Origin of the sequence: Bacteroides sp. D2 (genome assembly GCF_025147085.1) — a bacterium.
GTDB lineage: Bacteria > Bacteroidota > Bacteroidia > Bacteroidales > Bacteroidaceae > Bacteroides.
In genome coordinates this window covers 687,553-701,397 of sequence record NZ_CP102261.1, presented here as the reverse complement: position 1 = coordinate 701,397, position 13,845 = coordinate 687,553, and the positions used below count along the sequence as shown (strand labels likewise).

Sequence of the window (13,845 nt, the reverse complement as noted above, 5' to 3'; positions counted from 1 at the left end):
ACCGGTTAACTAGTTAATGATACAAAAGTATTCTGTTTCAAAGATATGTGCGGTGGCAAAAACGAAAAACTATCTTCAAAAAACGAAGAATAATACATCGTTAATCTTCTTTTGGCGTTTTTCTTTTTAAGAACCATTCGAAGAACTTATATATAGTTTCGTTTGATTCGGGAGTAGGATCATGCTTGGGCCTGTTCGTCATTGCCACTCGATGATGATAACCCAAAAGCCGGTTGACTGCGACAGAGTGATTTAATGGAATCCATCTGTCTACATTATCAGAATAACCTCCTGATACGAGAAATGGGCGAGGAGCCAATAAAGAATGGAGTTCATGTAAATCATGCCCCTCTTTACATAGTCTGGCATAGACACTTGTTGAAGAGTTATTGCCGTTGTTGCTCCAGATCTTTTTCCAGGGTGGGGGATAATACCCCAAGTACCAAGGTTCCCAATAATTGATATAATTATCTTTGGTTTCATCAAAGACGATACCCGGATCACTCCAGGCGGTGCAGGCAAACTTTTCATATAAACAAGAAGCAAACATAGCCCATTTAGCACCGTAAGAGTGTCCCATGATACCAATTCGGGTAGAGTCGACACTTTCGACTCTGGCTAATGCTTCCCATGCATTGGCTGCCGCATAAGCAAGTACTGAAAGAGGTTGCATAGTGGAGTTGTTAATAGTCGGGTAATAGAGAGAGTAAGTCTTATCTTTGGTGGTCTGTCTAGTTCCTAATGAGAGAGTAACGAATCCTCTTTTGGTTAATTGGTAGGCGAAATCTCTATTAGCTTTTCCTCCCCATCCGATAGCTGTTTCCGGTTCGTAGAATACTGTGATAACGGCAGGATGTTTCCCTTTCTTATTTGGTTCCAGTAAATAGCCGTAAGTCTGTTCCAGAGGAGTCCAATAAAAACGCACTAAATGTTGTTTGAAATCTTCGCGTTCTGTGGTTTTTATAATCTCCAGCTTTTGATTGGTGATGATAGCCGGCCAATGACCGATCAGGTTCAACCATTTGTCTTTTATTTCTTTTCTTCGTTTTAGCCAGTCGTCTGCGTTTTTGACTGTATCTCCATTGTAAAATAAAAGAGGATTGCGGTAAGTTCCAAATTTCTCCTGATACAGTGGTGGTGGGGTAAAGTAGGCGGATAGCTTCTCCCAGTTTCTTTTTGTCTGGTTAATCTCTAATCTTTTGCACCCCATTATTGAGGTGATCCCCCAATAAATAATAATAGGATAGATAATCGTTCTTGTTTTTCCTCTTATGGTATGTCTTTGCATAGTATTAATATCTAAAATGTATTTCGAAAGGTATGAAAACAAAGGTAGGTCATTCTCATGAATGATCTTAATGTCAAAACGAAAAACTGTCTTCAGAAAGCGTTTATTTTATCTTTGTCTAGTCTTTTTCTGCCGGTATTCAATAGGTGAACATCCTTTGAATTTTTTGAAAATCCGGGCAATGTTATTATAGTCTGTAAAGCCTACTTCCATTGCTAAATCGGCCAATGGACGGTCGGTTGTGAGCAGTAGATCTGCAAGATGATTACACCGGCAATTCAGAATATATTGGTATATAGAGGTATTCAGTGCGTTTTTGAATTTCACTTCGAAGTTTCTGCGGGATAGCGGAATGTTTGCAAGCAGAGACTCTATGGTCAAATCGGAACCGTAATGAGACTCTATATACTTCACTACTTCCAGAATATAAGGGTCTTTGATATTGTGTTTCTCCGTAGATTGCCGTAATTCGATGCGGATAGGATTGATAACAATATTGAAAGTACCTTCGTGTTCCTTTTTTATTTGTTGATGAATAAGTCTGCCGATAGAATATCCGCCTCTTTCTACTTCGAGCTCTATGGATGAAATGGGAGGGTCGGAAATATTACACATCAGTTCGTCATTGTCCACGCCTAATAAAGCAATTTCTTCCGGAATAGGAATATTCGTCATTTTGCAAGTTTCAGAAATGAATAGGGCGTGCGCATCATCACAACAAAATAGAGCGACTGGCTTGGGGAGTTGCTGCAACCATTGACTTACTTCCATTCTTATCTCGTCTTCCTGCTTATCCGATTCGAAACTGAAGAATTCGCCTCCGATACGTTTTACTTCCTGCCGATACCCTTCGCAACGTTCGTCAGACCAAACCACTCCTTTAACACCGAAATAAGCAAAGTTTCGAAACATCCGTTTGGCAAAAAACTGGGCTGCCATTCTTCCCGTTCCTTTATAGTCGCCTGTCAGATTAGAGTAAGTGACGCTCCGGTGATGGTAGTTTTGTAGTACTACCGGAATATTCAGCTCCTTCTGCAAATCGATCGTATCATTATTCCACTGACCGATAATGGCGTCGGCTTTCCATTCTTTCGCCCATCTTAAAATGCCTTGTTCGCCATGCATTGTGCTATAATAAGAAGGTAGCCGGTAAAAGAGCCAGGGGCCGTTTTCTTTGGAGTATTGGACAAGTCCCCGTAGCAGTTTCCTGTCAAATTCGCTTGAATAGTCTATCAATAGAAGAATCTTAATCATAGTTCTATGTTTTTCTTTAGTATAATGTAGGGATGCACAAATATAGAAGAATTCCTTTGTTTTCCTATAATAAAGACTTAATTTTGTAGCAAGAAAAACTTGTATGACACCCGGGTCTCGTGCTGTACGACACCCGGGTGTTGTTGTGTTCGACACCCGGGTCTCAGTATGCATGACACCCGGGTGTCGTACAAATTATGATAACTAACTTAAAAAGAAAGGAGCGTAAGATTATGTCTATCCCTTATGTAGTGAGAAAGAAAGCGGATTTATCATCCGGAGAACGGAAAGAGTTATGGTATGGTGTACCTAGTAAAATGCAGCGAAGAGGAGGAGTGAAAAATAAAGAACTTGCAGTACGGATGGCAAAGACAACAGGCTTTCATCGTGGACAGATAGAAGGAATCCTGTCGGAGTTGGTTGAAAGTATTCAGGACCTGCTTTCCTCCGGTCATTCGGTGACCATTGAGGGATTGGGAACCTTTCAAACGGCACTGACCAGTCAGGGATGTGTGCTGCCCGAACAGGTAACGCCGGGGAAAGTTGCTATTTCACGCGTATATTTTGTGGCAAACTCAAAATTCAGCAGGGAACTGAAGAAGACAAAGTGTACCCGCATACCTTTTAAATATTATATGCCCGAAAGTATGCTAACGAAAAATATGAAGAAAGCAGACCGGGAACTGGAACAAACAGAATACGACATAGAAGAGCCGGAAATCAACGAATAGTTGAATAAAAAACAATATTGTCTTGTTAATTGAACAGAATTAGATTATATTTGTTCAGTGGTTAGAACAATATCTTGAAATATGATTAGAAGAGAAATACTAAAAGAAGTTCTATTAGATAATAGAAATGAGGTGGTCAAACATCAAGTTATACCTCGTAGCTTTCAGTTTGAAGAGTTTGGAAATTATGTATTTGTAGGTATCCGGCGAGCAGGAAAATCATTTTTACTTTATCAACGGATACAGGAACTTTTGCATAATGGGCATACTTGGAATGAAATGCTATATGTGAACTTTGAAGATGAACGTTTGATTGGAATGACGGCGGCAGATTTAAATCTCATACTGGAAGTACATGCCGAGATGTCAACAGACAGGCCGATGCTTTTCTTGGATGAAATTCAGAATATTGATGGTTGGGACAAGTTTGTTCGGCGATTGGCTGATAATAAATATAGGGCTTATGTGACAGGAAGCAATGCTAAAATGCTTAGTCAGGATGTAGCTACCACTTTGGGGGGACGATACATTACAGTACATGTATACCCTTATGATTTTAAAGAGTTTCTTTATGCTAATGGGGTTGAAGTTACAGAGAATTCTTTGTTTGCAACAGAGAGCCGGGCAGAAATAAAGCGTATATTCAATGATTATTTTCGTTCCGGTGGTTTTCCGGAAGGGGCATCGCTTGCCGCAAAACGGGATTATCTGACAAGTGTTTACCAAAAGATATATTTAGGAGATATTGCTGCAAGACATTCCATCGAAAATACTTTTGCTTTACGCATCCTTTTCCGCAAATTGGCCGAAAGTATAAAGCAACCGGTTTCGTTTACTCGTATAACTAATATTGTAGCTTCAACCGGAGTGAAAATATCGAAGAATACTGTCATTAACTACATGGAATATGCCAAAGATGCTTGCCTGCTGATTCCTATACAAAATATTGCGGATAAATTGGTGGAGCGTGAAACTAATCCGAAATATTATTTTGCGGATAATGGTATTCTCAATTTGCTTCTTTTGGATGCTGATACCTCGTTGCTTGAGAATTTGGTTGCTGTGACACTATTGCGGCGTTATGGGACGGACGATGCTGTATTCTTTTATAATAGAAATGTAGAGGTTGATTTTTATTTGCCTGATACAGGAGTGGCTATACAGGTCTGTTATACCATGAATCTCTCTGATGAGACTTTCCAACGGGAAGTTCAGGCATTAGTAAAATTGAATAAGGTATTTGAATGTCGGCAGTTATTGATAATAACGTATGACGATGAAGAACGGATTGAGTTGGAAAAATGTGCGATTGAGGTAATACCGGTTTGGAAGTGGTTGTTGGGTAAATAAGATAAATTAATACCCTCCCTGTCTTATTTATGAGATAAATCCCTATCTTTGTGGCACTTTTTACGAAAAAAGCAAATTCAAATTAATAGATATAGAAAAGAAAATGGCACAAGAAGACGTTTTTAAGAAGCTTGTATCGCATTGCAAAGAGTATGGTTTCGTATTCCCTTCGAGCGATATCTACGACGGACTAGGCGCTGTGTATGACTACGGTCAGATGGGCGTTGAATTGAAGAATAACATCAAGAAATACTGGTGGGACAGCATGGTGCTGTTGCACGAGAATATTGTCGGTATCGACTCTGCCATCTTTATGCACCCTACTATCTGGAAGGCTTCCGGACACGTAGACGCATTCAATGACCCTTTGATTGACAATAAAGACTCTAAAAAACGTTATCGTGCTGACGTACTGATTGAAGATCAATTGGCAAAGTATGATGATAAAATCAATAAAGAAGTAGCGAAAGCTGCCAAGAGATTCGGCGAATCTTTTGATGAGGCTCAATTCCGTTCTACCAACGGGCGTGTATTGGAGCATCAGGCAAAACGTGACGCACTTCACACTCGCTTTGCTAAAGCTCTGAACGATGGTAATCTGGACGAATTGCGCCAGATCATTATTGATGAAGAAATCGTATGCCCGATCTCCGGTACTAAGAACTGGACAGAAGTTCGTCAGTTTAATCTGATGTTCTCTACTGAAATGGGTTCTACTTCCGAAGGAGCAATGAAAATTTATCTTCGTCCGGAAACTGCACAGGGTATTTTTGTAAACTACCTGAATGTACAGAAGACGGGTCGTATGAAAGTTCCTTTCGGTATCGCACAGATTGGTAAGGCTTTCCGTAACGAGATTGTTGCCCGTCAGTTCATCTTCCGTATGCGTGAGTTTGAACAGATGGAAATGCAGTTCTTTGTAAAACCGGGAACTGAACTTGACTGGTTCAAGAAATGGAAAGAAATCCGTCTGAAATGGCATAAAGCTCTTGGCTTCGGCGATGCAAGCTATCGTTATCACGATCACGATAAACTGGCTCACTACGCAAATGCCGCTACTGATATTGAATTCTTGATGCCGTTCGGATTCAAAGAAGTGGAAGGTATCCACTCTCGTACTAACTTCGACTTGTCTCAACATGAGAAGTTCTCCGGCAAGAGCATCAAATATTTCGATCCGGAACTGAATGAGTCTTATACTCCGTATGTAATCGAAACTTCTATCGGTGTTGACCGTATGTTCCTTAGCATCATGAGCGCATCTTATTGCGAAGAACAATTGGAAAATGGTGAAAGCCGTGTTGTTTTGAAATTGCCTGCTGCTCTGGCTCCGGTGAAACTGGCGGTTATGCCATTGGTAAAGAAAGACGGTCTGCCTGAAAAAGCTCGTGAAGTTATTGACAGCCTGAAGTTCCACTTCCATTGCCAATATGACGAAAAAGATAGTATCGGTAAGCGTTATCGCCGTCAGGATGCTATTGGTACTCCGTACTGTGTAACAGTCGATCATCAGACATTAGAAGATAACTGCGTGACATTGCGTAATCGCGATACCATGCAACAAGAGCGTGTAGCTATCTCTGAACTGAATAACATTATTGCAGACAGAGTAAGCATCACTTCTCTATTGAAAACTTTACAATAAACCTTTGACGAATGAGTAAAAAGATCTATTTATTCTCCTTAGTATTGCTGGCTCTTGCGTTCACTGCTTGCAGTGAAACGGAAGAGACGAGTCGTTATGATAATTGGCAGGCACGTAGTGTGGCTTTTATAGACTCGATCGCTAGTGTGTATGATAGTCCTAAAAATCAAGCTTTGGATGATGATGATCCGGAGAAACTTCATGCTTTTCCAGATCCGACGAATAGTCAGACTATATATGTAAAGAAGATAAAAAAAGGGGAAGGTACAGAATCTCCTAAATATACTTCTACAGTAAGTGCACATTATCGTATGTCTTATTTCAATGGAGATGTAGTTCAACAGACTTATACAGGAACAGAGCCAACAGAGTTTGATTCTCCGACAAATTTTACATTGAATGGTGTTATTTCCGGTTGGTCTTATACGCTGATGTATATGAAAGTTGGTGATTTTTGGACTTTGTATATTCCTTATCAAAGTGGATATGGTTCAAGCACTAATGATGGTAACCTGCAAGCTTATTCTGCATTAGTATATAATGTTAGGTTAGAGAAGATTGTAGAGAGATAATCTTATAACAATATAATAAATATGAATATAGGTGTTGGGTCTAAACGATGCAACACCTATATTTCATAATAATAACCGAGTTGCCTTCTTAGAGATTATGCAATATCGTTTTTCTAAAAGTATATAAGGAATTATTCCTTTTGTTTTGTTCCTCCTTGCTTAAATTACAGAAGATTACATTTTTGTTTTTTTATACTACTCTCCCTAATCTGCAAATGTGTCGGAATCGTTACCTGCTTGATTGTCTTATCTCCTTTTATCTGATCGATAAGTAGTTGGCAGGCAGTTTCTCCCATTTTATAGGTCTGATGTGATACTGCTGATAATTTCGGTTCCACATAATTAGCATGCTGCTCGTCTGTATACCCGATGATTGCCACATCATTCGGAATCCGGAGGTCATGGTTTTTGACGACTTCCATTGCTGCGAAAGCCAATGTGTCATTCATGGCAAGAATAGCATCCGGAGGCTGTGGAAGTGACAGTAAAGTTTCTGTGGCAATCTTGCCTTCCTCATAATCAATCTTCCGGCAGACTACCAGCTCTTTTTCGATCGGAATACGATTCTCACGCAAGGCTTCCAGATAGCCATGTTTTCTTCTCTTTACAATATCCAGATGATTAGCTCCTCCGATAAAAGCTACCCGCTCGCTTCCATTATCCAGGAGATGTTGTGTAGCCATCTGTGCGGATTGTGCCCCGTCTGCTATCACCGATGAAAATTGGTCGGTCAGGCAAACACGGTCGAACAGGATAAGTGGCATATTAATGTCTTTCAAGGCGGAGATGTGGGAGAAATCGGTTGTTTCTTGAGACAGACAGGCGATGATACCTTCCACACGCATATTGACCAGATTCTCAATATTTCTTTTTTCGTGCTCGTAAGACTCATGCGAGGTCGTGATAATCACGAAATACCCGTTGGCAATAGCCATATTCTCTATTCCATTCAGAATTGATGCAAAGAAATGAGTGACAATATCCGGGACTACCACTCCAATGATACGTGGCGCATTTTTCCGCAGGCTCATGGCAAAAGGATTGGGACGGTAGTTCATCTCTTTAGCCAGTGCCTTTGCTTTAGCACAAAGTTCACGGCTGATTTCCGGACTATCTTTTAGTGCCCTGGATACAGTAGGAATTGATACCCCCAGTGCTTGGGCGAGATCTTTGAGTGAAGTATGTTTCCGGTTTTCCATTTGAAAGTCTGCAACTTAGATTCTTTTTACAAAGAAAGCACATTCCCGGAAAATTAAAAGCATCTGAAGCAATATTTTTTACGTAAACCGTTACGTTGGTTTTTCGACCGCTCTCTGCTGCACTGAAACTATTACTGACCTATTTTTGTCGCATACAAAATGATTTAAAACCTAAAAGTATGCAATACCATGAAATCGGAAAAACAGGGATGAAAGTGTCATCTCTTAGTTTCGGAGCTTCTTCCTTAGGAGGAGTTTTCCATGATTTGAAAGAAAAAGAAGGCATTCAGGCTGTGTTTACTGCTGTTGAGGCAGGAATGAACTTTATCGATGTGTCTCCTTATTACGGACATTATAAAGCGGAAACTGTTTTAGGAAAGGCGCTTAAAGATCTTCCTCGCGACCGTTATTACCTTTCTACCAAAGTGGGACGTTATGGAAAAGATGGAGTGAACCTGTGGGATTACTCTGCAAAGCGTGCTACCGAAAGTGTGTATGAGAGTATGGAACGTCTGAATATAGATTTTATCGATCTGATAAATGTACACGATGTGGAGTTTGCCGATTTGAATCAGGTGGTTAATGAAACTCTGCCTGCTTTGGTCGAACTGCGTGAAAAAAGAGTGGTAGGACACGTTGGAATTACCGACTTGCAACTTGAAAACCTGAAATGGGTAATCGACCATTCACCAAGCGGTACGGTTGAATCTGTGCTTAGCTTCTGCCATTATTGCTTGTGTGATGATAAATTAGCAGACTTCCTGGACTACTTCGAATCCAAAGAAATCGGCGTGATTAATGCTTCTCCCCTTTCAATGGGACTGTTGAGTGAACGTGGCGTGCCTGCCTGGCATCCGGCTCCCAAACCTTTGGTAGAGGCTTGCCGTAAAGCAATGGAACATTGCAAAGCTAAGAATTATCCGGTTGAGAAGCTGGCTATGCAGTTCTCCGTCAGCAATCCCCGTATAGCAACGACTTTGTTTAGTACGACTAATCCGGAGAATGTGAAAAAGAACATCGCTTTCATCGAAGAACCTATTGACTGGGAACTCGTTCGGGAAGTGCAGGAGATTATCGGAGAGCAGAAACGTGTAAGTTGGGCAAACTCATAAAACAGCGTCATTCGTATGGACTATACAATTATTGATGCGCACGCCCATCTGTGGTTACGACAGGATACTGTTGTGGACGGATTGCCTATCCGGACTTTGGAAAATGGCCGTTCGGAATTTATGGGAGAAATCCGGCAAATGGTTCCGCCCTTTATGATAGACGGAGTGAATAGCGCGGAAGTTTTTCTTTCGAATATGGACTATGCGCAAGTGGCTGCGGCTGTCATTACCCAAGAGTTTATTGACGGTATTCAGAATGATTATTTGTCAGAAATCGTTTCCCATTATCCCAACCGTTTCTTTGTCTGCGGAATGTGCGAGTTTCGCAAACCTGGATTCTTGGAGCAGGCGAAAGAGCTTATAGCCAAAGGTTTTAAGGCTATAAAAATACCTGCCCAGCGTTTGTTGTTAAAAGAGGGACGGGTAATGCTGAATAATGAGGAAATGATGCAGATGTTTCATTCTATGGAAGAACGGAATGTCATGCTCTCCATCGATTTGGCTGACGGAGCAACACAGGTTTCCGAAATGGAAGAGATTATTCAGGAATGTCCCCGCCTAAAAATAGCTGTCGGACACTTCGGAATGGTGACACGTTCGGGCTGGAAAGAACAAATCCGCCTGGCACGTCATCCCAATGTGATGATTGAATCCGGAGGAATCACCTGGCTTTTCAATGATGAATTTTATCCTTTCAAAGGAGCAGTGAAAGCCATTCGGGAAGCGGCGGATTTAGTTGGCATGGAGAAACTGATGTGGGGATCGGACTATCCGCGTACCATTACAGCAATCACCTACAAGATGTCATACGATTTTGTGGTGAAGTCTTCCGAGTTGACGGAAGAGGACAAAAGACTCTTTTTGGGAGAAAATGCCCGGAACTTCTATGGATTCACGGATCTCCCCGTACTTCCTTACATCAAGAACATGTCCGAATGATAGAGAAAACATCCTTATCGTAAAACTAGATTTATACCATGAAAAAGAATACATATACAATACCTTTAGCGTTAGTTTTCTGCCTTTTCTTTCTGTGGGCGATAAGCAGCAATCTGCTTCCCACAATGATCCGGCAATTGATGAAGACATGTGAACTGAATACCTTTGAAGCCTCTTTTACCGAGACTGCCTACTGGCTGGCTTATTTTATTTTCCCCATCCCCATAGCGATGTTTATGAAACGTTACAGCTATAAGGCGGGAATTATTTTCGGACTGGTATTAGCAGCAATCGGAGGCCTGCTTTTCTTTCCTGCCGCCATCTTAAAAGAATATTGGGCTTACCTCTGTATCTTCTTTATTATCGCTACGGGAATGTGCTTTCTGGAGACGGCTGCCAATCCGTATGTGACGGTTTTAGGAGCCCCCGAAACAGCTCCCCGGCGATTGAATCTGGCGCAATCCTTCAATGGACTCGGAGCTTTTATCGCTGCCATGTTTTTGAGTAAGCTCATCCTTAGCGGAACTCATTACACGCGAGAGACCCTTCCTATAGATTATCCGGGAGGCTGGCAGGCCTATATCCAATTGGAAACGGATGCCATGAAACTTCCTTATCTGATATTGGCTATACTGTTGATTGCCATAGCTGTTGTCTTCATCTTTTCAAAATTGCCGAAGATTGGGGACGAAGGAGAAAGGGCTTCTTCCGATAAAACGACTTCTTCGGGTAAAACGAAAGAAGGCAGCCAGAAAGAAAAACTGATAGACTTCGGTGTATTGAAGCACTCACACTTGCGTTGGGGAGTCATTGCGCAGTTCTTCTATAACGGCGGACAGACGGCTATCAACAGTCTTTTCTTGGTATATTGCTGTACGTATGCCGGACTACCCGAAGATACGGCGACTACTTTCTTCGGATTGTATATGCTCGCATTTCTTTTGGGACGTTGGATCGGTACCGGATTGATGGTAAAATTTCGTCCACAAGATATGTTACTGATTTACGCCTTGATGAATATTCTTTTGTGCGGAGTGGTGATGATATGGGGAGGTATGATCGGGCTATATGCGATGTTGGCTATCTCTTTCTTTATGTCTATTATGTATCCCACGCAGTTCTCATTGGCTTTAAAAGGATTGGGGAATCAGACTAAGAGTGGTTCGGCATTTCTGGTAATGGCTATTGTCGGCAATGCCTGTCTGCCGCAGTTGACGGCTTATTTTATGCATGCCAATGAGCATATCTATTATATGGCCTATTGTGTACCGATGATTTGTTTTGTCTTCTGTGCATATTACGGTTGGAAAGGTTATAAAGTAATTGATTAATAAACTTATTATCAAACATATCAAATGAAAGCAGTTCAAATTGTCAATCCCTCCGAAATGAAGGTGGTTGAACTGGAAAAACCGACCGTTGGTGTCGGTGAAGTATTAGTAAGAATCAAGTATGTTGGTTTCTGTGGCTCTGACCTGAATACCTTTTTAGGACGTAACCCAATGGTGAAGTTACCGGTCATCCCGGGGCATGAGGTAGGAGCAGTGATTGATGAAATCGGCCCGAATGTTCCGGCTGGTTTTGAAAAAGGAATGAACGTGACATTGAATCCATATACTAATTGTGGTAAATGTGCTTCTTGTCGTAATGGACGTGTCAATGCCTGTGAACATAATGAAACGTTAGGGGTACAACGCAATGGAGTGATGTGTGAATATGCCACCTTGCCTTGGACCAAGATTATTCCGGCCGGTAATATCTCTTCTCGCGACTGTGCGTTGATTGAACCGATGAGTGTAGGATTTCATGCGGTATCTCGTGCGCAAGTGATCGATAATGAATTTGTGATGGTTATTGGCTGCGGTATGATTGGTATCGGTGCTATTGTACGTGCTGCTTTGAGAGGAGCAACGATCATTGCTGTCGATCTGGATGACGAGAAACTGGAACTGGCGAAAAAGGTCGGTGCTTCTCATGTAATTAACTCCAAGTCGGAAAATGTGCACGAACGGATGCAGGAGATCACGGAGGGATTCGGTGCTGATGTGGTGATTGAAGCTGTCGGCAGTCCGGTCACTTACGTGATGGCAGTGGATGAAGTCGGTTTTACAGGACGAGTGGTTTGTATAGGCTATGCTAAGAGTGAAGTGGCTTTTCAAACGAAATACTTTGTTCAGAAAGAACTGGATATCCGTGGCTCCAGAAATGCGTTGCCTGCTGATTTTCGTGCGGTTATCAATTATATGAAAGAAGGAAATTGTCCGGTAGAAGAACTGATTTCGAAGATTGCTAAGCCGGAAGGAGCTTTGGAAGCCATGCAGGAATGGACGGCTAATCCGGGAAAGGTATTCCGTATTTTGGTTGAGTTTTAAGTAATTGTTTAGTCGGCTCTTATGATTAGGATTGCACGGAACAGAGATTTTTATTTGATCCGTGCAATCTGCATCTAAGAAGATGATCGATTGGGTTACTGCTGCAAGCTACTCCATTAAGAACTGGCGTATTGAACAGTGGCGTATCCCTTCATAGCTATTCCCGTTGAAGTTATCCTCTGTTATTACCATTTTAGGATAATTATCTTGTATTTTCAGTAGATTCCCGAATTCTCTTTCAGCGGTTTTTTCACTGTCTATTTTTAAGGCAACTTGAATGTAGAGTTTTTCTCCGTTTTTTTCTCCGATAAAATCAATTTCCTTATCTCCATAATAGCCAACCTTTACTTCATATCCTCTGTATAAAAGATGATTGTAAACCAGATTCTCTAGTATTTTGGCTTTGTCTGTAATGCGGTATCCAATAACAATATTGCGGATTCCCATATTTTCGAAATAGTATTTCTCTCCTATTTCAAAGACACGTTTACCTATTAAATCATATCTTTCTACCCGGTGAATAAGAAAAGCGTTGCTTAGGTATTCTGTATAATTTTGAATTTGATTCACAGAAACCGTCGCATGTTGTGATTTTAAATAATCACTGATATTTTTAGCCGAGAACAGATTCCCTATGTTTTCGGATAAGAACTGGATTAACTTCTCTAAAAATAATGTGTTTCGTAATTTATACCGACTAACTACATCGCGAAAAACAATCGTAGAGTATACGCTTTTTAGATATTCATTTACTGTCTCGTCTTCGAGAGGAAGGTTCAACAAGTAAGGAAGCCCACCATAACGACTATATAGTTCATAGCTTTTTTCATTGTCAGTTAATCCATGAAATTCGAGGAATTCCAAATAAGAGAGACTGTATATTTTGAATTCAATATATCTGCCGCTTAAATAAGTTGCAAGTTCTCCTGAAAGCATATTGGCATTGCTACCAGTAATGTATATATCGTTATCCTCATTGAGGAGGAGAGAACGAATCACTTTCTCAAATCCCGGAATGTCCTGTATTTCGTCGATAAATATATAGTTCTTGTCTTTCTTCTGACTTTGCGAAATGATGTAGGAATGTAAATCTTGGGCTGTTTGTAATGAACTGAATTCAAAGTCTTCCAGATTGATGTAAATGATATTGGCATTTGGCTTTTCACCTAAAATTTCTTCAATAAGTTGATAAAGGAGAAAACTTTTGCCTACACGTCTCTGACCTGTCAGTACCTTAGCTACAGATTTTCGCATGAAAGGTTTTATCCGTTCGATATAGCCTTTTCTTTTCTTGAGAATTTTAGGAAAGTCCATCTTATTATGGGTTTTATTTATACTTCAAATTTTTGCTAAGATAAGGAAAAGTTTTAAGTATACTTCAAA

Annotated in this window: 12 protein-coding genes; 8 read left to right on the top strand and 4 right to left on the bottom strand. The window is 40.9% G+C overall.

Translation table 11 applies throughout. The features are described 5' to 3' along the window. Positions 1-100: 100 nt before the first annotated feature. Entirely contained in the window at positions 101-1,288 is a 1,188-nt protein-coding gene (locus tag NQ505_RS02480; protein ID WP_008998008.1) for an alpha/beta hydrolase family protein, read from the bottom strand. Positions 1,289-1,396: 108 nt separating this feature from the next. Beyond that, entirely contained in the window at positions 1,397-2,542 is a 1,146-nt protein-coding gene (locus NQ505_RS02475) for a xylose operon transcription regulator XylR (RefSeq protein WP_008998007.1), read from the bottom strand. 233 nt (positions 2,543-2,775) lie between these two features. Here NQ505_RS02475 and NQ505_RS02470 point away from each other — a divergent pair, with 233 nt between their 5' ends. From NQ505_RS02470 to NQ505_RS02455, 4 genes are all read left to right on the top strand, one after another. Beyond that, positions 2,776-3,273, top strand: coding sequence for an HU family DNA-binding protein (locus NQ505_RS02470; protein WP_008998006.1), 498 nt, complete (start codon positions 2,776-2,778; stop codon positions 3,271-3,273). 81 nt (positions 3,274-3,354) lie between these two features. Further along, a complete protein-coding gene (locus NQ505_RS02465; RefSeq protein ID WP_004324509.1) occupies positions 3,355-4,623 on the top strand; it encodes an ATP-binding protein in 1,269 nt (422 codons plus the stop codon). Between the two features lie 103 nt (positions 4,624-4,726). Further along, a complete protein-coding gene (locus tag NQ505_RS02460) occupies positions 4,727-6,268 on the top strand; it encodes a glycine--tRNA ligase (RefSeq protein ID WP_004305141.1) in 1,542 nt (513 codons plus the stop codon). 11 nt (positions 6,269-6,279) lie between these two features. Continuing rightward, a complete protein-coding gene (locus NQ505_RS02455; RefSeq protein WP_004305140.1) occupies positions 6,280-6,840 on the top strand; it encodes an FKBP-type peptidyl-prolyl cis-trans isomerase in 561 nt (186 codons plus the stop codon). 164 nt (positions 6,841-7,004) lie between these two features. Here the strand turns inward: NQ505_RS02455 and NQ505_RS02450 are convergent, their stop codons facing one another. Further along, a complete protein-coding gene (locus NQ505_RS02450) occupies positions 7,005-8,039 on the bottom strand; it encodes a LacI family DNA-binding transcriptional regulator (RefSeq protein ID WP_008998005.1) in 1,035 nt (344 codons plus the stop codon). Positions 8,040-8,218: 179 nt separating this feature from the next. Between NQ505_RS02450 and NQ505_RS02445 the strand changes: the two genes are divergently transcribed. Genes NQ505_RS02445 through NQ505_RS02430 form a run of 4 tightly spaced genes read left to right on the top strand, consistent with a single transcriptional unit; the run spans position 8,219 to position 12,462 of the window. Beyond that, positions 8,219-9,151, top strand: a complete 933-nt coding sequence (locus NQ505_RS02445; RefSeq protein ID WP_008998004.1) for an aldo/keto reductase — start codon at positions 8,219-8,221, stop codon at positions 9,149-9,151. Positions 9,152-9,166: 15 nt separating this feature from the next. Next, entirely contained in the window at positions 9,167-10,090 is a 924-nt protein-coding gene (locus NQ505_RS02440; RefSeq protein ID WP_008998003.1) for an amidohydrolase family protein, read from the top strand. A gap of 38 nt (positions 10,091-10,128) precedes the next feature. After that, a complete protein-coding gene (fucP, locus tag NQ505_RS02435; protein ID WP_008998002.1) occupies positions 10,129-11,421 on the top strand; it encodes an L-fucose:H+ symporter permease in 1,293 nt (430 codons plus the stop codon). 24 nt (positions 11,422-11,445) lie between these two features. Continuing rightward, a complete protein-coding gene (locus tag NQ505_RS02430) occupies positions 11,446-12,462 on the top strand; it encodes a zinc-binding alcohol dehydrogenase family protein (RefSeq protein WP_008998001.1) in 1,017 nt (338 codons plus the stop codon). 108 nt (positions 12,463-12,570) lie between these two features. Here NQ505_RS02430 and NQ505_RS02425 read toward each other — a convergent pair whose 3' ends face one another. After that, positions 12,571-13,776 (bottom strand): ATP-binding protein, encoded by a 1,206-nt coding sequence (locus tag NQ505_RS02425; RefSeq protein ID WP_008998000.1) that lies wholly within the window; start codon positions 13,774-13,776, stop codon positions 12,571-12,573. Between the last annotated feature and the right edge of the window lie 69 nt (positions 13,777-13,845).

Bases quoted from the DNA above. Each gene is read 5' to 3' on its own strand.
- NQ505_RS02460 (WP_004305141.1), top strand. From the start codon at position 4,727: ATGGCACAAGAAGACGTTTTTAAGAAGCTTGTATCGCATTGCAAAGAG.
- NQ505_RS02475 (WP_008998007.1), bottom strand. From the start codon at position 2,542: ATGATTAAGATTCTTCTATTGATAGACTATTCAAGCGAATTTGACAGG.
- NQ505_RS02425 (WP_008998000.1), bottom strand. From the start codon at position 13,776: ATGGACTTTCCTAAAATTCTCAAGAAAAGAAAAGGCTATATCGAACGG.
- NQ505_RS02445 (WP_008998004.1), top strand. From the start codon at position 8,219: ATGCAATACCATGAAATCGGAAAAACAGGGATGAAAGTGTCATCTCTT.
- NQ505_RS02480 (WP_008998008.1), bottom strand. From the start codon at position 1,288: ATGCAAAGACATACCATAAGAGGAAAAACAAGAACGATTATCTATCCT.
- NQ505_RS02465 (WP_004324509.1), top strand. From the start codon at position 3,355: ATGATTAGAAGAGAAATACTAAAAGAAGTTCTATTAGATAATAGAAAT.
- NQ505_RS02470 (WP_008998006.1), top strand. From the start codon at position 2,776: ATGTCTATCCCTTATGTAGTGAGAAAGAAAGCGGATTTATCATCCGGA.
- NQ505_RS02430 (WP_008998001.1), top strand. From the start codon at position 11,446: ATGAAAGCAGTTCAAATTGTCAATCCCTCCGAAATGAAGGTGGTTGAA.
- NQ505_RS02440 (WP_008998003.1), top strand. From the start codon at position 9,167: ATGGACTATACAATTATTGATGCGCACGCCCATCTGTGGTTACGACAG.
- NQ505_RS02455 (WP_004305140.1), top strand. From the start codon at position 6,280: ATGAGTAAAAAGATCTATTTATTCTCCTTAGTATTGCTGGCTCTTGCG.
- NQ505_RS02450 (WP_008998005.1), bottom strand. From the start codon at position 8,039: ATGGAAAACCGGAAACATACTTCACTCAAAGATCTCGCCCAAGCACTG.
- fucP (WP_008998002.1), top strand. From the start codon at position 10,129: ATGAAAAAGAATACATATACAATACCTTTAGCGTTAGTTTTCTGCCTT.